Genomic DNA, 18,921 nt, shown 5'->3' with positions numbered 1-18,921 from the left:
CTTGAAAATAAGTAGAAAAATTTGACTAAAATCAGTAAGCTAATATTATTTAACTGACGGCTCACTATGAAGAAAGATAATTATGAAAAATAAGATATTATTTGCTATTGGAGATTTAAGAATTGGTGGCGTGGCTAGAGTTCAAAGTGTAATTGTAAATGAATTAAGCAGAAGAAACCACGACATCGATTTATTTTCTTTTAGAGAAACAGAAAGTTACTATCCTCTTTTTAAAAAAGTTATTTTTCCTGAAAAGTCTTTGAATAATTGGCGTTTTCAAAAATTACTTATACAGACGGGAATCAACAAGTATATTTTAAGAAGAACTGTTGATATGATTACACGCCCCAATGATAAACATTTTGAAAATCTAGTAAAGTATGTGAGAGAAAATAAATATTCTACAATTGTATTAGTTGAACAATGGATTATTTATGCTGAAAAATTAAAGCAAATGTTTCCTGAAATGAAATTAATAGGGTGGCTGCATCTGGATCTCAACCATTATGAAACTTATCATCTTGCGAAAAGCAAAAATCAATTTTTAAATGGTCTTAGGGTGTGTGATCGGTTGATTGTACTAACTCAAGAGGAAAAAAATGTTCTAGAAAACCGCGGATTTGAAAAAGTTCAAGTTTTGCATAATCCACTTACATTAAATGATACAAATAAAGTTGTGGACTTGAATAAAAAAATAATATCATGGGTAGGACGGATTGATATTTTGCATAAGGGCTTGGACTATTTAATAGAGATAGCGAAAATTTTGCCTGACGACTGGGAAATTAGAGTAGCTGGTTCCGGAAGGGACAACAAAAGATTTAAAAAATTGATTGAAAAAAATAGGCTTACGAATAAAATTTTATGGGTAGGTCCGAAAAATGGAGAAGAACTAACAAATCATTATTTAAATAGCTCCATTTTTTTAATGACATCAAGATTTGAAAGCTTTGGCTTAGTATTGGTAGAAGCAATGAACTATGGTCTTCCTATAATTGCATTCTCACAAACAGGAAGTGATGAAATTCTTAAAAATGAACAATATGGCCTTGTTGCTGAAAATGGGAATATAAAAGAAATCTCAGATAAATTGATGCAGTTAATTTCAGATAAGAACCAAAGAGAATTTTGGAGTAAAAAATCTAAAGAGAGATCTAAAGATTTTTCATTAGAAAAAATTGCGATTGAATGGGAGCATATACTTGGAACAGAGTCTGGTAATGAATAAAACTTTAGAAAAAATTGATTTTGTAGTAACTTATTTAGATAGTACAGATAAGAAATGGCAGGAAGAAAGAGCCAAATATAGTGGTGAAAATCTGGATTCACGAAACAGTGAAGCACGTTATCGAAATATGGATAATTTTCAATATTGGTTTCGAGCAATAGAACGATATGCTCCGTGGGTTAACAAAATACATTTAGTAACTTGGGGGCATGTTCCAGAATGGCTAGACACGACTAATCCTAAAATTAACATTGTAAAACATGATGACTATATTCCTAAAGAGTATCTACCAACATTCAATAGTAACGTTTTAGATCTAAATTTGGATAGAATTCCAGGTCTTTCGGAAAATTTTGTTTATTTTAATGATGATATATTTTTAAATTCTAAAACAGAACCCTCAGATTTTTTTAAAAATAATCTGCCTTTATATCAATATATGTATACTCCAGTATTACCAGTTGATGCCTTTAATAGTGTTATTTTTAACAATTCATTAACTATAAATCAATTGCCAATCAATAAGAAATTTATTACTAAAAAAAGCTTAAGTATCAAAAATGGAGCAAAAGCGGTACTATTTAACATCTATCTCTCACCTTTGATAGCACTTTTAAAAAGGCATATTGGATTTTACCCTACTCACTTAGCTCGCCCTCTAAAAAAAGAGGCCTTTAGAGAGTTAAGAGAGTATGTATCGGAACCTTTTGACAAAACATCACAGAATAAATTTAGAACTCACGAAGATATTTCAATTTTGCTGTTGGAAGACTATTTAAAAATTACTGGACGGTTTTATCCATGCAATATCAAAAAAGTTGGGCTTTATCAGGAAATAAATGATACTGTAGACTATAAAAAGATCTTAGAATCTGATATTAAACTTATATGTTTTAATGATACGGATAATACTGAAAATTTTGAGAAAGTAAAAACACAGCTAAATCAAGCATTAGCGGATAAATTTTCAGAAAAAAGTTCTTATGAATTATAGATGAGAAAATCCCTCATGCTTTATAAAAGAAATTAAATGGATGAACAACAAAAGGATTGAATATGAAAAAATATTATATTGGATTTAATTATAAAGAAAATAATACTGCGGGTGCAAAAGCTAAGGAGGATGCAAACCTAATATTTGATAAATATGGTTTTAAGAAAATTAAGATAGCTGGGAAAAGATTATCTGCTAATCGATATTTAAATGCCATATTTACTATAATAAGTGGTTATAGTAAGGTTTTACCATTAAAACAATCAACCTTTGTAGAAAATTTCCCTCCTAATCAATTGGGAGAAAGTTATGTGATTAATAAGGTTAATAAAACTAAGAAAAAAAATAAATCACTTAATATTATACTTATACATGATTTAGAAGAATTAAGGGATCCAAATTATCAACTTCAAAATAATCTTTTATCTCAAACTGCTTCTACGAAGGTTCTTACGGAGGCCGACTGTATAATTTCTCATAATTACAAGATGAAGGAGTGGCTAATTGAAAAAAATATTGCTGCTTCTAAAATAGTAAATCTTGAAATATTCGATTATTTGCACAATGGTCCACTAGGAAAAGGGGGGGAATTTGGCAATCGAGTTATTATAGCAGGGAATTTGAGAAAAGAAAAGTCAGCTTATCTAACTAAATTGGCTGAAGTTTCGGATATAAAGTTAGAATTATATGGCCCTGGCTTAAGTGATGAGTTACAAAATTTACAATCTATCCATTATAACGGAAGTTATCCAAGTAATCAGATCTTAACAGAATTATCTGGTTCTTACGGTCTGGTCTGGGATGGTGACAGTGTTGTAGGTGGTGTAGGGCTTAGTGGACAATATCAAAAATATAATAATCCACATAAAGCATCCCTTTATTTAGCGGCAGGGTTTCCAGTGATAATGTGGAAGCAAGCTGCATTAGCTTCTTTTATTGTAGAAAACAATCTCGGATTTGTTGTAGATAATTTAGAAGAATTACCCCAAAAGCTTTCACAAATTTCAGAACAAGATTATAATGAAATGGTAATCAATGTTCAAAAGATGGGTAAAAAAATCCGTTCAGGTTATTTTTTAAGTGAGGCCTTAAAAAAAGCAGATAAAGTTCTTGAGGAGAATAAATAATGAAATATAATACAAAAAACTATGATTACTTAATTGTTGGTGCAGGACCTTATGGTGCAATTTTCGCACATGAAGCAGCTAAACGTGGAAAGCGTAACTTGATTATTGAACGACGCGCGCACGTTGGTGGGAATATGTATACCCATAAAGAAAAAGGTATTAATGTCCATGATTTTGGGGCACATATTTTCCATACAGACAATAAAGAAGTTTGGGATTATGTTAATCAATTTACCGAGTTTAATGGCTATATTAACCAAGTAGTTGCTAATTATAAAGGTGAACTCTACAATCTCCCATTTAATATGAATACTTTCTATCAAATGTGGGGAGTGAAGACTCCAGAAGAAGCTGCTGCAAAGATTGAGGAGCAAAAAGTTGCTGCCGGTCTTTCTGGTATTCCAAAAAATCTTGAAGAACAAGCTATTTCTTTAATTGGTACTGATATTTATACAAAATTGATTAAAGGATATACAGAAAAACAATGGGGACGTAAAGCTACAGAATTACCAAGTTTTATTATCCGTCGTTTACCAGTTCGTTATACCTTTGATAATAACTATTTCAATCATCGTTATCAAGGAGTTCCAGTGGATGGATACACAGCAATTTTTGATAAGATGCTGGACTCTGAATTGATTGATGTTCAAGTAAATACTGACTTTTTCTCACATAAAGAAGATTATTTAGCAGAATTTCCTAAAATCGTTTATACAGGAATGATTGACCAATACTTTAATTATGAACTTGGTGAATTAGAATATCGTTCTGTTCGATTTGAATCAGAAACTTTTGAAACTGACAACAAACAAGGTAATGCTGTTATCAATTATACAGATGCTGAGACTCCGTTTACGCGCGTGATGGAATGGCGTCACTTTGATAAAAAAGGTGATGAAAATAAAACAATCATCACTAAGGAATATCCTCAAGATTGGGATCGTACGAAGGAAGCTTATTACCCTGTTAATGATACGAAAAACTCAGAACTCTTTAAGAAATATCGTAAATTAGCAGATAATGAAAAAACAGTAATATTTGGTGGTCGTTTGGGTAACTATCAGTATTATGATATGGACCAAGTCTTTAATGCAGCTTTAAAAGCTGTCGATAAGGAATTTAAAGATTGAAAGTATTAAAAAACTATCTTCTGAATAGCTCTTACCAATTATTGATTGTGATTATTCCAATTATCACAATTCCCTATATTTCTAGGGTGCTTGGCACAACGGCTATAGGTTTAAATACATTTACCTATGCGATTATTCAGTACTTTGTATTAGCTGGTTCAATTGGGATAACAACTTATGGAAATCGAGAGATTGCATATCATCAATCTGATAAAGAAAAGAGAAGCCAAATTTTTTGGGAAATTTCATTTTTGAGATTTTGTACCATTGCTCTCTCTTTTCTTATTTTCTGTATTTTCTTAGCTTTTCAAAAACAGGATTTTGAGATATATCTCTTGCAGAGTATCGCTATTATCGCTGCGGCTTTTGATATTTCTTGGTATTTTATGGGAGTAGAAAATTTCAAGCGAACAGTAGGGCGTAATTTTATTGTCTCTATTATTTCAGTTATTTTCATCTTTACTTTTATTAAGAGTCCAAAGGATTTGCCCATTTATGTTTTAATCATTACCGGAACATTATTGATTGGAAATCTTTCACTTTGGCCATATTTGCGCAAGGAAATTTTTGCCCCCAAATGGAAAGAATTAGCATTAGGACATCATTTAAAACCCACACTATTACTTTTTTTGCCGCAAATTGCTACACAGATTTATACAATTGCGAACAAAACAATGATTGGGATTTTTGATGGGAAAACGGCATCGGGATTTTTTAGTCAATCGGATAGTCTGATTAAAGTAACATTGAGCATTGTCACTTCTTTAGGTGTAGTCATGTTACCACATGTTTCAAATCTTTTTTCAAAAGGTAAAATTAAAGAAGTCCAAGAGACTTTAAAAAAATCTTTCGTCCTTATGACTGGGCTTGCTGTACCGATAATGTTTGGTGTTATGGGAATAGCACTCAATTTTGCAGGATTCTTTTTCGGCCCTAAATGGGTAGCTGTCGGTCCTTTGCTAATGATGGAAGCCCCAATTATTATATTCATTGCTTGGAGTAATGTTTTGGGAATTCAGTACCTTCTTCCATTAAATCGGATGAGAGAATTCACAACTTCGGTAACAATTGGTGCAGTTCTTAATATTTTACTTAACTTTGCTTTGATTCCTCTTTTGGGACTCACTGGTGCAATGATTGCGACAGTAATTGCCGAGGCTTCAGTGACGATTTATCAATTTTATATTTTGAGAAATGACTTTGAGATAATTCCAATGATTTTATCTTGCTGGAAATACTTTATATCTGGTGCAGTGATGTTTGGAGCTGTTTTCTATTTAAACAATTCTTTGAAGATGAATATGCATAATCTTATATTTCAAGTATTGATTGGTGCTATAATATATATAATTCTTAATATCTTATTGAAATCCAGTCTTTTTATTGAAGTCAAAAAGATTGTAAGTAAAAAATAACCCTAATACTAAACGATTGGAGAATAAAATGTATAAAAAGGTAACCTTCTTAGTTACTCTTATTGGAGTGATGGGGCTATTACTCTTTACTTTCTATGAAGGACATACTGTAAGTGCTTCGGATAAAACTTTGACTACGAATTTATCAATCAAAGTTACTTCTTCAGGAGATCCCATTCAAAATGAAGCATTTTTGGCAGGAAATTATCAAACCGCATATGAAGCTATTATGGAGGGGAAATTTTCTAACCAAGTGACAAACTCTTCTGCTTGGCGAGGATCGCAAAATACAGAACACGTGATAGTTGTTGCTGGATTAACTGTTGGGGAAGGCAGTAAACATACTGATAATGAAGCACAAACGATAATTTCAACGCTTTTTAGTACAAATTTTACACTTCTTCAATCAATAAACGAAACAAATAATGGAACAGACATCATGTCTTTTAACCCTCCTAGCAATTTTGTCAGATTTCATACCCCTAATGGCGGAAATGAAACGACAGATCTTGAAGGAAGAGCATCAGCAAAGGTGACCACAGGACTGACAGCTATTGTAGATGGCAGTAGCAAAGGTATTATAAAGTTAATTATGGTCACTCCAGATATGAGTGAAGTTAAGGTAGACACAAATAGTTTAGGGATTTCACTTTCTTTTGCTTCAGGTAATTCTAAAAGTAGTCAGCCGATAACAGTGGAGTTAAATCAAGAATTACATTATAAACTAAAAGTAAGCAAAAAGATGTTAAACCCTACTACACCTACAAAGATTGACCTCCGTCCTGATGCAAATATTGTTATTGATGAAACATCACTTCCAAATACAGTAACTTCATTAATACCGCCTATTATTAATCCAGGAGTAACTTTTGACCCTTTAGCTAGTCCTGAACAACTAAGTAAAATTGCGGATACGATAGGTAGCGTTCTTATTTCTTGGCAGATTAACATGTATGAACTGACAATTCCACCAACACATAGTGATGTTTCTATTGATATAAAAGCTCATCTTTCTCCTGTTGTCTATGTAAATAATGTATCTATTCAACAAGGAACAAGCACGAATACTACAAAAATGAATGTTCCAATTAAAGCTTTCAACTCCCCAGACAATAATTTTGGAATGACGGCGAATGTGATTTCTCAGACAACTGGAACTCAGATTACCTCGTCTGCTCCCAAGGTGAATACGACTGGTATAAATTTTGTTGAAGTGGATGCAAATAAAAATAAGATGGTTAGAGATGCTGTTTATATTTTAGGGAAGAATGTGGGTGGTAAAAAGTATCTATATGATAGTCAAGGGAAATGGAGCGAAATTCAAGATTTGTCTACAGTTTCTCCTACAAGCTATACTTTATTAAGAGGTGGGAACCAATATGTTTTTGGTGATGATGATGTATCTCCAATTGAGTTGAATAATACAAGATTCAATTATGATTATGAACGTGATACCAAAATTAATCAATCTTTAATCAAATTATTTGGTTTGGGAGAAGGAAAAGATTACTTCCTTTATCAGGTTGCCGCTCCTACTAACTACTCTGTTGATAAAACACCCATTGATTTTTCTATTTTTTCAGAAAATGTAGTTTCGCCTAATGGTAGCCAACTTACTAAAACTAGTATGAAGACAGCAAGCAACCAATCATTTAAACTAAATGGTCTTATTCCAGACTATGGTGCAGGGACAAATGAGTACAATATTTTAGCTGTCACTCCTCAAAAAGAGGTTCATTTTAGTGCTCTGAAATCAATAATTTTCCCATTATTATTGTTTATTTTAGGAATTGTGGTTATTGGTGGTATTTTAGTGAGGTTAGTGTAATATGGATACAGTTAGATATAGAAGAAATGATTATCACTTAAACAAAAGACATAATGAAAAAAGACATAGTGAAAAATCTAAAATATCATTTAATGCAGAAGTAATAGAAAAGAAAGTTCACAAATTTTATTTGTCAATTGCTCTTTTCTTTGGAATTATCCTATCCATTGGAATGCCGTTCTTTAACGAACCAGATGGTGTTTATCATTTTGTAAATTCTAGTAATATTGTGCACTTGACCACAGATATAACAGTCTACGGCGAGAATTCAAAATGGTTTGGTAATCAATTTGTTAATCAAAAACCAGCCTATCAGAATGGAGATTATTTTAAAAAATACTTTGAAACTGAAGTTCAAAGAATGCCAATGAATAAACTTCCTCGCTCTACTGAATATCCTAAAGTATTATCCTACAATTTTTTAGGTCACATAGTGCCTGCCGCAGGGGTTTGGTTGGGTTATCATATCTATCCTTCAATGGGGATGATGATTGTGTGCGCTCGACTTTTGTCGATGTTTGTCTATACTTTAATATTGTTTTTTATCATCAAGTATGTTAGAAGGGGGAAATTAGTATTTACAATAATAGGGCTTAGTCCTGTTGTAATGAATACTTTCTCTAGTCTTTCTTACGATGGTTTAACATTAATTCTTGCGGCTTTTCTTGTAGCTGTGGGGATTAATATGGTGGATAAAGGGAAGATAACACCTTTTAATTTACTCCCAATGATTATTAGTTCGATTGCCGTGTACTTTGCAGCAAAAACTAATATTAAACTTTTAATTCTTATTTTCCCGATAATTATTTTATCTATATTTATGAGATGGAAAACAAAAAATATTATTAGAAGACTTTCTAAACGGGCTAGGTTTACGACAAGTATTGTTGTTCTAATTATTGTTTTAATTGGTGGAATTTTATATGCTCGTAGATATGGTGGTTTTGGCTTAGTTATTTATAAATTATTTATGAATTTTTCATATAACTTTAATCCTAATATTAATGTTCAGGATATCAACACCGTTCTTGTTCAGCCATTAGCTACGCACAATATGATGCCTTTTTGGCTTACGAGTGTATGGTTTATATTAATTTTAGCCGCTGCTTTTGTGGAAACAAAATTTGTTAAAGATCCATTAATTAGTTATGGTGCTTTGGGGCTTTTTGTTTTGAACATAGTTGCTCTTTATATAAATTTCTTTACAGGATATTCTTCAGGGACGAATGCCATCAATGGGGCAATTGGCGGAGTTCAGGGACGTTATGTTACACCGATGCTTTTTCTACTTCCATTATTTGCGGGAAATGAGCATTTTGAGCTGAAAGTCATTTCTTATAAGACAGTTGCTTTGTCTTCGGCGGTAATTATAATAATCTCAAACAGTCTTTTGATTTTTGATACATTATTTACGATATTGAAATTTTAAAATAAGTAAAAGATATTCCAAATGAAAACTTTGGAATTTTTACTTAATTCTAAAGTCTTAGCCTAAAGTAATCAATCAAATTCTGAATATAAAAAAACTAAGAAAAGCTTTTCTTAGTTTTATTTAATTTAATTTAATTAACTTTCCATGCAACTGCACCATATTTCCAGCCACTTCTAAGGAGGCTGTTTTGCTCATATGAACTTGTGGTGTAGTTGTGTGAGCCAGAATAAGCATTTGGATTATAAGATACATAGAGATTTTTTGAGCCATTAGAGTAAAAGGCAGGGGCTCCATTATTATCCCATCTCCATCCCTTGTTGACCAGCTGCTGTGCTTCCCATTTACTCATTGTATAATAATGGTCGCCACCTTTAGCATTGGGGTTGTAGACGCGGTAAACAGGGGACCCAGAAGAAGAAGATAGCCAACCGATTCCTTCATAACTCCAACCAACGTTCTGCAGGTTTGTTTTCTCAGCAAAATTGAGAGTGTAGAAGTGTTCTCCTGTATTTGCGTTATACAAGCGGTAAACGTCTTGAAGTCCTTGTGAAGCATTGAAAATATTATTATAATCAATTGAAGTATCTAGATTGTGACTTCTTAAGTTTGGAGTGCTTTGGTAATACATTTGGCTCGTATATTGCCAAGAACCGTAGTCTGTATTTTTAAGATTTTGATTACTTGGTTTTCCATAGAGATATTGAGCAACCCATAAATTTTTGGCTCCAAGAGTTGAAGCATTCATAACACCTGAACTCACCCAACCTTGTGAAGTATAATAGCGAATATTGTTGAAGCCTGCTTTGTTCATAGTGCTTTTGAAAACTTGTGATACGGCTGTCCAATTGTAATATTGTGAAGGGGCTTCCGCATCTTCAATCATCACGGTATTGGTAGATAAACCGAGTGCTTTAGCGCTTTGAGCATAAAAGGCGGCTTCGTTTTGAATCTTTGTTGGATCATATACAAAGTGGTAAGTAGCTACAGTCAGTCCAGCATTTTTTGCCATCAGAATTTGTTTTGCAGCACTTGGATTAAGATAACTTGTTCCTTCAGTTAACTTGATAATAGCTGTTTTAACCCCTTCTGATTTCAAAGCGTTAAAATCAGATTGAACCATCCAGTTTTGGTAGTCTGAAATATCTACAGCATCTTGTCTAGGGAGTGAGTTATCAGTGGAAGAGAGATTGGAAGGGGCGCTTGCTGCCGGAACTGCTGCAAATGAGCGCGCTCTAATATTTGGAGTTTCATCTGTGGTAGAATGCTAGTTTCATCAGAAGCTTGTTGACTTTGCTCCTGTTCTTGCTTGATAAAATAGCCCATCGGATGATTGTCAGAGGTGACATTATCTTCGGCTAGTACGGGTTCGACAAGTAGTAATCCGGAAAATAGAATTAGGGAAATAATGTGGGATTTTTTCAGTTTCATTTCTAATTTATAGCTTTCTTTGTGTTGGGAGGAATAAATAAACTTTCTTATTAATATTTTACAATGATAAGAATCAGTCTTTATTTCAGTTTGGCAAAAAATAATTATCAGTCAAATATAATTGTTATTTTTAAAGTTAAAATGTAATTTTTAACCATTGAATTTTACCATGTATAATATATGTTACCATATTTAAGGTGAGATTATGAAATAATAAGGTAATTATTGGCTAAATTTTAGTTTTTTTCCTATTTAAACTATTTCCTACTGTTGAAATGCTTGGGGAATAGTGGTAGAATAGTAAAAATAAAAAATTGGCGATGGCCATAGAAATATAGCTATATACTTTATATAGCGCGATAATGGAGGAATATTTTCGATGTCAAACTGGGAAACTAAGTTTTTGAAAAAAGGATTTACTTTTGATGATGTATTGCTGATTCCAGCGGAGTCTCATGTTTTACCTAATGAGGTGAGTATGAAGACAAAGTTGGCTAAAAATTTGACTTTGAATATTCCGATTATCTCTGCCGCTATGGATACCGTAACTGACTCAAAAATGGCTATTTCAATGGCCCGTCAAGGTGGACTTGGTGTGGTTCACAAAAATATGTCTGTTGAGGAACAAGCTGAAGAAATTCATAAGGTAAAACGTTCAGAATCTGGTGTTATTACAGACCCATTTTTCTTGACTCCAAATCATAAAATTGAAGAAGCTGAAAACTTGATGGCGACTTACCGTATTTCTGGTGTACCAATTGTTGATACGCTTGAAAATCGTAAATTGGTAGGGATTATTACTAACCGTGATTTGCGTTTTATTACTGATTATAATCAACAAATCAAAAATATGATGACTTCTGAAAATCTAATCACAGCTCCAGTTGGAACAACTTTAGATACAGCGGCTCGTATTTTGCAAGAGCATAAAATTGAAAAATTACCTTTGGTTGATGAAGCTGGTAAATTGGCTGGTTTGATTACAATTAAAGATATTGAACGTGTGATTGAATTCCCAAATGCTGCTAAAGATGAGCAAGGTCGTTTGCTTGTTGCTGGAGCAGTTGGTGTATCTTCTGATACCTTTGAGCGTGCGGAAGCTTTGTTCGCTGCTGGGGCTGATGCGATTGTTATTGATACGGCTCACGGACATTCAGCTGGTGTTTTACGTAAAATTCGTGAAATCCGTAATCATTTTCCAGACCGTACTTTGATTGCTGGTAATATTGCTACTGGTGAAGGTGCTCGTGCTTTGTTTGAAGCTGGTGTTGATGTGGTTAAGGTTGGGATTGGTCCTGGTTCTATCTGTACAACTCGTGTGGTTGCTGGGGTAGGTGTTCCTCAAATTACAGCAATCTATGATGCAGCTAATGTGGCGCGTGAATTTGGTAAAACAATCATCGCTGATGGTGGGATTAAATATTCTGGTGATATTGTTAAGGCACTTGCTGCTGGTGGAGATGCAGTTATGCTTGGTTCAATGCTCGCAGGGACTGATGAATCTCCTGGTGAATTTGAAATCTTCCAAGGTCGTAAGTTTAAAACTTACCGTGGAATGGGTAGCTTGGCAGCGATGAAAAAAGGTTCTAAAGACCGTTATTTCCAAGGGGCTGTTAATGAAGCAAATAAACTTGTTCCAGAAGGAATCGAAGGACGCGTGGCTTATAAAGGAACAGCGACAGATATCGTTTTCCAAATGCTTGGTGGTTTGAAAGCAGGGATGGGATATACTGGTGCGGCTGATATTACAGCTTTGCATGATTCAGCACAATTTATCGAAATGTCTGGTGCGGGCTTGAAAGAATCACATCCACATGATGTGCAAATTACTAAAGAAGCACCTAACTATTCTGTACAATAAAAATTGCTGACAAGAAAATTATCTTATTTTGATAATTCTGTCAGTAGAAAAAGGGGATGGACAAGTTGTCCTTCTCTTTTTTATTTTAAAATTAACTTACTGATAAATCTGTCAGTAAAAAGCTGACAAAAATAGCTCTTTATTATTAGGAAAAAAGGCTAAAAATGCTGATGAAATGTGGTATAATAGGCAATATGATTGAAAATGAAAATACAATGGAAGATTTGTACTGTATTGGTTGTGGTGCAAAAATTCAAACTGAGGATAAAAATGCACTTGGCTTTTTGCCTGCGGGTGCTTTGAAGAAAAAAATAAAGAACGATGAGGATTTATACTGTCAGCGTTGTTTCCGCTTGCGTCATTATAATGAGATTGCACCGACAAGTTTGACTGATGCAGATTTTTTGCGTTTGCTTAAAGAAATTGGTCAACATAATGCTTTGATTGTTAATGTGGTTGATATTTTTGATTTTAATGGGTCTTTGATTCCTAACCTTCATAAATTGACTGGTGGAAATGATTTATTAATGGTCGCAAACAAACGTGATGTTTTGCCAAAATCTTTAAAAGTTGGGAAAATGACGGCTTGGTTGAGAGAACAAGCGGCTTCTCGTGGTTTGAAACCTAAGGATATCCTCATCACTTCAGCACAAAACAAAGATGATGTGGCTGAATTGATGGAAGCTATCGAGCATTATCGTCGTGGGCGTGATGTCTATGTGGTTGGGGTGACCAATGTTGGTAAATCAACTTTGATTAATGCGATTATTAAGTCAGCTTCAGGTTCTGAGGATGTGATTACAACTTCACGTTTTCCAGGAACGACTCTTGATAAGATTGAAATTCCGCTTGATGAAGACTCGGCACTGATTGACACACCGGGGATTATTCATCGAGGGCAAATGGCTCATTACTTGGAACCAGAGGATTTGAAATATGTATCACCACGTAAAGAAATTAAGCCGAAAACCTATCAACTCAATCCTGAACAAACTTTGTTCTTTGGTGGTTTGGCACGTTTTGACTTTATAAGTGGTGAGCGCCAAGGAATGACTGCTTATTTTGACAATGAAATCAATGTTCATCGGACGAAACTTGAAGGTGCGACTGAATTTTATGAAAAGCATAAAGGTGAGCTTTTGGCTCCTGCTTTGGTTGGTGCCAAATTGGTTCGTCGCGAGTTTAAAATTACTGACAAGTCAGATATTGTCTTTTCTGGTCTTGGTTGGGTCCGCGTGCCACAAAAAGCAGTCGTTGCCGCTTGGGTGCCAGAGGGTGTGGATGTAGTTGTGCGTAAGGCTTTGATTGGGTAAAATCATTTTTGTTTGACTTGTAAAGAAACTTTTTAATGAATAATATTTAAAAAAACTACCGACAGCCTTATCATTAAAATTTTGGAGAATTAAAATGGAAGATATGAGTCAGGATATTGGTTTTACGCGTGGTAATCAGTGGTTTCGCTATCGGGCAGCTGGAATTATTATTAAAGATGATGCTGTTTTAATGGTTGGCAATAACCACAATGACTATTATTATTCGGTTGGTGGTGCCGTGCAACTGGGTGAAACGGCCGAGGAGGCTTGTCTGCGTGAAATTCGTGAAGAAACGGGATTAAATCTCGAAATTGAACATTTAGCTTTTATCCATGAAAATTTTTTTACAGGTCAGGAAAATGATTTTTTGAATGAGGTAAATTGTCATGAATTGAGTTTTTATTTTCTGATGAAACCACTGACAGAAAATCTGGCAGTAACATCGGAGAGTTTTGGGACAGACGGTAGCAAAGAATTTTTGAAATGGATTCCGATTGCTGATTACAGAAATTACAAGGCTTTTCCAAGCTTCTTTGCTGACGAACTTGCAAATCTGTCAGTGAATTCTCAAGTCAAAAGAATTGTGACAAATGAATAAATACAAAAATAGAGTTTAGTTTTATAATACTTTTAGTCTAAACTCAGCTGACAAAAATAAAAAGGAAAATTTTACTAAAAATTTGATAGATCTAGAAGAAAAACAAGAAAGAGTACTCCTTGCGGGAGTAGAAACAGCCCAAAACTTTCAGGCTTTTGAGTCATCAATGGTTGAACTGGCTGAATTGACAAAAACGGCTGGCGGATTGGTCATTGACCAATTTACTCAAAAAAGAGAACGTCCAGATAGTCGGACAATGATTGGTTCTGGAAAATTGGAACAAATGCGTTGGGCGATTGAAGTGGGCGAAATTGATACGGTTATTTTTAATGACCGTCTATCCCCAAGACAAAATGTCAATTTGGAAGAAGCTTTGGGCGTCAAAGTCATTGATAGAATGCAATTGATTTTGGATATTTTTGCCATGCGGGCTCGCTCACATGAAGGAATGCTTCAAGTGGAAGAAGCCCAGCTCAATTATCTTTTGCCGCGTTTGGTCGGGCAAGGAATTATGCTCAGCCGTCAAGGTGGGGGAATTGGTTCTAAAGGACCAGGTGAAACCAAGCTTGAATCAGATCGACGTTATATTCGCACTCGAATTGAAAACATTGATAAAGCCCTCAAAAAAGTTGAAAAAACAAGGGAAAATATCCGCCAAAAACGCTCAAAATCAGGAATTTTTCGGATTGGCTTAATTGGTTACACCAATGCCGGAAAATCCAGCATTATGAATGCTTTAGTTGGTCTTGATAAAGAACAATATGAGCAAAATGAACTTTTTGCGACATTGGACGCCACAACAAAAGCCGTTCAATTGGTTGAAGATTTTACGGTGTCACTGACAGATACTGTCGGTTTTATCCAAAATCTGCCAACAGAGCTGATTAAAGCTTTTAAATCAACCTTAGAAGAATCTGCAAATGTTGATTTACTGATTCATGTCATTGATGCTAGCAATCCTCATCATGAAATTCATGAACAAACGGTCTTGAAAATCATGGAAGATTTGAAGCTGACAAATATTCCTGTGCTGAATGTTTATAATAAAATGGATATTGCCCCAAGTGACTTCTTGCCAACTTTGTCGCCAAGTTTACAACTCTCAATTAAATCTGAGAATGGTGTTCAATGGCTGAAAACAGCAATTTTAGAAAAATTGCATGAGCTTTTTGAAGCTTTTGAGTTAGAACTCCCTTATGAAAAAGCTTATCAGTTGCCTGAATTAAGAAAGAGTGCCTTGGTTCAATCGGTGGTTGAGGGCGAAAATGCTTATCAGATTAAGGGATTGATTGCGCCTGAATTGAGTTGGAAATTGAATGAGTTTTAGAAATGACCAATATGAATAATTTGCTAAAGATTTGGTTGTCAGACTTAAAATATTTATTAATTTTTCAAAATCAAAAATAAAACAGAGAATCTAAGGCATGACGCTTGAATTCTCTGCTATGGTTTTCTTTATTTGGCAACCAAAGTATTTGTTGAGGGGCCACCTGTTTGTTGAGGTGCGCCATTAGCTTCGTCTTTTTGGACTTGGGCAAGTTGAGCGGAACTCATGTCAGATCGATCAACTGTGGGACCTTTGCCGACACCATTGCCAGTTTTTGGTCCGCCGTAGTCACCTGCTGCTGTCTTTGTTTTTGCAATAGTAGCCTGTGGCAGTAGTTGCCGTTGTTGTTGGACTAGTGTTTGTGCTAGGGGTTGCGGCATTTACTGCTGCTGCGCCTCCAGCTCCTAAAAGTGTTAGTGCTGTAGCGCCAGCTGCGATAGTTGCTGTAATAGACATAATCGTTACCTCATTCTCAATCTTATTTCATCAAAGGAACGTCTTCGTTTGATGATGATATCATTTTACTTTGTTTCTCTTAATGAGAAATGAAGTAAAACACATCTTGCGCTTAAAGTGATTAAAAATAGCAAAATTAGTTAAAAAAATAGAAACGGAAAAAAATAAATAATGGAATTAAACGGAAAACAAAAACGATACTTGCGTGCTTTGGCAGTTAATATTAAACCAATTGTTCAAATTGGGAAAAGTGGCTTGTCTAATGAAATTTTGACCAGCATTCGTACGGCTTGTGATGCACGTGAGTTGATTAAAGTCAGTATTTTGCAAAACTCAGATGAAGTCGCAACTGATGTAGCAGAAGCAATAGAAGAAATGGGACTTGATGTGGTCCAAATCATTGGTCGAAATCTTATTGTTTTCAAAGTTTCTGACCGTAAAGAAAATCGCAAGATTTCGGTTGAAGTAAAAAATATTGTGAAATAAATTTTAAAAAATAAAAAACTATTAATGGTTTCATTCAAAAAATAATCAAAGAGTAAAAAATAATAGGTGAACGAATGGCAATAGATTTATTGACTCCTTTTACAAAGGTAGAATTAAAAACTAAAGAAGACGAGAAACGACGTGCAATCGGGCTTTTTTGGGGGAATTTTAATCCTGTTCATGTTGGCCATTTGACAATTTCTGACCAAGTGCGCCAAGAACTTAATTTGGAAAAAGTTGTCTTTTTGCCAGAACACAATACTGATGGGCACGTTGCGGCCATGCTGACCGCAGCTATTGAAGATTGTCCTGGTTTAGAAGTAGATGCTTGTCGTCTGAAAGCTAAAGATGGCGCTGATATCTATCAAACGGTGCTTGAGCTTCATGAAGAAAATCCAGATTGTGATTTTTATTTTATTATCGGTGGAGACATGATTTCTGGTTTAGCTCATTGGGCGCATATTGATGAGCTATTAGAATTAGTTCAATTCGTTGGGATTCGCAGACCCCGCTATCGGGCAGGGACTTCTTATCCGATTATGTGGGTGGACGTTCCAATGATGGATATTTCCGGAAATTTGATTCGGGAACAATTGCATCGTGGAATTAAACCACATTTTCTTTTGGCACCGAAGGTTTTAGATTATATCTTGAAAGAAGGCTTATATGTTTGATTTTTATCCAGAAGTGAATTTATCAAGAGAAGATTTGCTAGCGAAAATTGCTGGTGCAGTCAAAGAATCACGTTTTAAACATATGCTTGGTGTGGAAAAAGCAGCGATTGCTTTAGCCGAAAAATATGAGGTTGACCCACATAAAGCAAGCTTGGCTGGACTTTTGCATGATTATTGTAAAGAGGTAGACGATGAGATTTTTCTGGCTTTAATTGACAAATATCATTTGGATGCTGATTTGAAAAATTGGGATAATAATATTTGGCATGGGAAAGTCGGTATTTATAAAATACGTGAAGATTTTGGGCTTGAAGACGAAGAAATTCTGCGTGCTATTGAGATTCACACGGTCGGAGATAAAGAAATGTCTGGTCTTGCTAAGGTATTGTATGTGGCAGATTACATTGAAGAGGGACGGAAATTTCCTGGAGTCATTGAAGCCCGGGCAGTCGCTGTTCAAGATTTAAATCAGGCGGTTGCTTTTGAAACGATGCGTTTGGTTGAGTATTTGGCAGAACGTCGTTTGACCATTTATCCCCAAACTTTTGAAGCTTATAATGCTTTTATTGCTTATTTGTCTTGATAAATAGTTACTGATAGGCTTGTCAGTAAAAATAGAGGAAAAGTTCATGATTAGAAAAGTTGAGATGAGAGATGTTTCAGACATCACAAGACTTGCTGGCGTACTTGGTTATCCAATTTCTGAATCAATTGTAAAGAATAATATGAGTCGTATTTTGAACGATGAAAAACAGGAATTTCTTGTTTTTGATAATGGAAATCAAGTGGTGGGCTTTATTGAAGCTGAAACTTATGATACGGTTTATAGCAAGGAAATCATGTTCAATGTTCTAGGACTGGTCGTTGATGATCAAGAGCAAGGGCAAGGGCAAGGGATTGGTGCACAATTGCTTAGTGCTTTAGAAGAAAATGCCAAAGCTAGAGGGATTAATGTTATCCGACTTAACTCAGGAGTGCAAAGGCATGAGGCTCATCAATTTTATGAACACCAAGGATATACGAGTAATCATTCTCAGAAGCGTTTTTTAAAAGTTCTGGAAAAATAAGGGATATAACAAGCAACTTTTGGTTGCTGTGACATTTTATGTTAAAATAAGTGGGTCTAGTTTTTACAGCTGATAAGATTTGATTGTAAATGACTCAGAAAAATGAATAAAAATCTTAAAAAAGATTTTAATAATAAAGAGAGACAAATAGTCTCGGAGGAAAGAATTGGATTCAAAAAAATTACTTGAAGTGGTTGTAAAAGCAGCCGATGATAAAAAAGCACTTGATATTGTAGCCTTGGATATGTCTGATGTGACATTTGTCGCAGATTATTTTGTGATTATGGAAGCAATGAATAGTCGTCAGTTAGATGCCATTGCTGATAATATTGCTGAAGCGGCTGAACTTGCTGGAGCAAAAGCATCAGGTCATATTGAAGGCGACGCAAAAACAGGCTGGGTTTTGATTGACCTTGGGGACATCGTGGTCAGTGTCTTTGGACATGATGAACGTGGACACTTTAATTTAGAAAAACTCTGGTCAGATGCACCAATGGTTGATATTTCTGGATTTATAGCTGAATAATTAATGGCTTTGTCGGTTTTACTGACAGAGC

19 protein-coding genes are annotated in these 18,921 nt (G+C 34.7%); 16 read left to right on the top strand and 3 right to left on the bottom strand.

Annotated features, from left to right (window positions below):
• Nucleotides 1–82 precede the first annotated feature (82 nt).
• From LLA01S_RS00380 to LLA01S_RS00350, 7 genes are all read left to right on the top strand, one after another.
• Nucleotides 83–1,228: a glycosyltransferase gene (locus LLA01S_RS00380; RefSeq protein WP_061777654.1), complete on the top strand. Its 1,146-nt coding sequence runs from the start codon at nt 83–85 to the stop codon at nt 1,226–1,228.
• The gene (locus LLA01S_RS00375; protein WP_021166051.1) at nt 1,221–2,222 is read left to right on the top strand and encodes a stealth family protein; all 1,002 of its coding nucleotides are present in this window, start codon (nt 1,221–1,223) and stop codon (nt 2,220–2,222) included. Before LLA01S_RS00380 ends, LLA01S_RS00375 begins: the two co-directional genes overlap by 8 nt.
• 62 nt (nt 2,223–2,284) lie before the next feature.
• On the top strand, nt 2,285–3,349 hold the full coding sequence (locus LLA01S_RS00370) for a glycosyltransferase (RefSeq protein ID WP_021166052.1): 1,065 nt from the start codon (nt 2,285–2,287) through the stop codon (nt 3,347–3,349).
• Entirely contained in the window at nt 3,349–4,479 is a 1,131-nt protein-coding gene (gene glf / locus LLA01S_RS00365) for a UDP-galactopyranose mutase (protein WP_061777653.1), read from the top strand. Before LLA01S_RS00370 ends, glf begins: the two co-directional genes overlap by 1 nt.
• The gene (locus LLA01S_RS00360) at nt 4,476–5,894 is read left to right on the top strand and encodes an oligosaccharide flippase family protein (RefSeq protein WP_021166054.1); all 1,419 of its coding nucleotides are present in this window, start codon (nt 4,476–4,478) and stop codon (nt 5,892–5,894) included. Before glf ends, LLA01S_RS00360 begins: the two co-directional genes overlap by 4 nt.
• Nucleotides 5,895–5,922: 28 nt before the next feature.
• Nucleotides 5,923–7,722: a hypothetical protein gene (locus LLA01S_RS00355; protein ID WP_061777652.1), complete on the top strand. Its 1,800-nt coding sequence runs from the start codon at nt 5,923–5,925 to the stop codon at nt 7,720–7,722.
• Nucleotide 7,723: 1 nt separating this feature from the next.
• Entirely contained in the window at nt 7,724–9,151 is a 1,428-nt protein-coding gene (locus LLA01S_RS00350) for a DUF2142 domain-containing protein (RefSeq protein ID WP_061777651.1), read from the top strand.
• A 133-nt stretch (nt 9,152–9,284) separates the two neighbouring features.
• Here LLA01S_RS00350 and LLA01S_RS12050 read toward each other — a convergent pair whose 3' ends face one another.
• Both LLA01S_RS12050 and LLA01S_RS12800 read right to left on the bottom strand, forming a co-directional pair.
• Entirely contained in the window at nt 9,285–10,274 is a 990-nt protein-coding gene (locus LLA01S_RS12050; protein ID WP_255209957.1) for a GH25 family lysozyme, read from the bottom strand.
• 23 nt (nt 10,275–10,297) lie between these two features.
• A complete protein-coding gene (locus tag LLA01S_RS12800; protein ID WP_061777650.1) occupies nt 10,298–10,582 on the bottom strand; it encodes a hypothetical protein in 285 nt (94 codons plus the stop codon).
• 379 nt (nt 10,583–10,961) lie between these two features.
• Here LLA01S_RS12800 and guaB point away from each other — a divergent pair, with 379 nt between their 5' ends.
• The 4 genes from guaB to hflX all read left to right on the top strand — a co-directional run bounded on the left by guaB (nt 10,962) and on the right by hflX (nt 15,681).
• Nucleotides 10,962–12,443, top strand: a complete 1,482-nt coding sequence (gene guaB, locus LLA01S_RS00335; protein WP_003129822.1) for an IMP dehydrogenase — start codon at nt 10,962–10,964, stop codon at nt 12,441–12,443.
• Between the two features lie 215 nt (nt 12,444–12,658).
• The gene (yqeH, locus tag LLA01S_RS00330) at nt 12,659–13,756 is read left to right on the top strand and encodes a ribosome biogenesis GTPase YqeH (RefSeq protein WP_061777669.1); all 1,098 of its coding nucleotides are present in this window, start codon (nt 12,659–12,661) and stop codon (nt 13,754–13,756) included.
• Nucleotides 13,757–13,850: 94 nt separating this feature from the next.
• Entirely contained in the window at nt 13,851–14,354 is a 504-nt protein-coding gene (locus tag LLA01S_RS00325; RefSeq protein ID WP_081106856.1) for an NUDIX hydrolase, read from the top strand.
• Nucleotides 14,355–14,436: 82 nt separating this feature from the next.
• Nucleotides 14,437–15,681, top strand: a complete 1,245-nt coding sequence (hflX, locus tag LLA01S_RS00320) for a GTPase HflX (protein ID WP_061777649.1) — start codon at nt 14,437–14,439, stop codon at nt 15,679–15,681.
• 128 nt (nt 15,682–15,809) lie between these two features.
• Here the strand turns inward: hflX and LLA01S_RS00315 are convergent, their stop codons facing one another.
• Nucleotides 15,810–16,061 carry a hypothetical protein gene (locus LLA01S_RS00315; protein WP_021213068.1) on the bottom strand — a complete coding sequence of 84 codons (252 nt, stop codon included), beginning with the start codon at nt 16,059–16,061 and terminating at the stop codon, nt 15,810–15,812.
• A 247-nt stretch (nt 16,062–16,308) separates the two neighbouring features.
• Between LLA01S_RS00315 and yhbY the strand changes: the two genes are divergently transcribed.
• The 5 genes from yhbY to rsfS all read left to right on the top strand — a co-directional run bounded on the left by yhbY (nt 16,309) and on the right by rsfS (nt 18,890).
• Complete coding sequence (yhbY, locus tag LLA01S_RS00310; protein ID WP_011675261.1) at nt 16,309–16,623, top strand: ribosome assembly RNA-binding protein YhbY; 315 nt, start codon at nt 16,309–16,311, stop codon at nt 16,621–16,623.
• Nucleotides 16,624–16,697: 74 nt separating this feature from the next.
• Nucleotides 16,698–17,297 carry a nicotinate-nucleotide adenylyltransferase gene (locus LLA01S_RS00305; protein ID WP_021165781.1) on the top strand — a complete coding sequence of 200 codons (600 nt, stop codon included), beginning with the start codon at nt 16,698–16,700 and terminating at the stop codon, nt 17,295–17,297.
• Nucleotides 17,290–17,880, top strand: a complete 591-nt coding sequence (gene yqeK / locus LLA01S_RS00300; protein ID WP_061777648.1) for a bis(5'-nucleosyl)-tetraphosphatase (symmetrical) YqeK — start codon at nt 17,290–17,292, stop codon at nt 17,878–17,880. Before LLA01S_RS00305 ends, yqeK begins: the two co-directional genes overlap by 8 nt.
• A gap of 46 nt (nt 17,881–17,926) precedes the next feature.
• The gene (locus tag LLA01S_RS00295) at nt 17,927–18,364 is read left to right on the top strand and encodes a GNAT family N-acetyltransferase (RefSeq protein WP_021213069.1); all 438 of its coding nucleotides are present in this window, start codon (nt 17,927–17,929) and stop codon (nt 18,362–18,364) included.
• A 166-nt stretch (nt 18,365–18,530) separates the two neighbouring features.
• Nucleotides 18,531–18,890 carry a ribosome silencing factor gene (rsfS, locus tag LLA01S_RS00290; RefSeq protein WP_061777647.1) on the top strand — a complete coding sequence of 120 codons (360 nt, stop codon included), beginning with the start codon at nt 18,531–18,533 and terminating at the stop codon, nt 18,888–18,890.
• Nucleotides 18,891–18,921 lie beyond the last annotated feature (31 nt).

Origin of the sequence: Lactococcus cremoris subsp. cremoris NBRC 100676 (assembly GCF_001591705.1) — a bacterium.
In the GTDB taxonomy this organism is placed as follows: domain Bacteria; phylum Bacillota; class Bacilli; order Lactobacillales; family Streptococcaceae; genus Lactococcus; species Lactococcus cremoris.
This window is presented reverse-complemented; position numbering and strand designations above follow the sequence as displayed.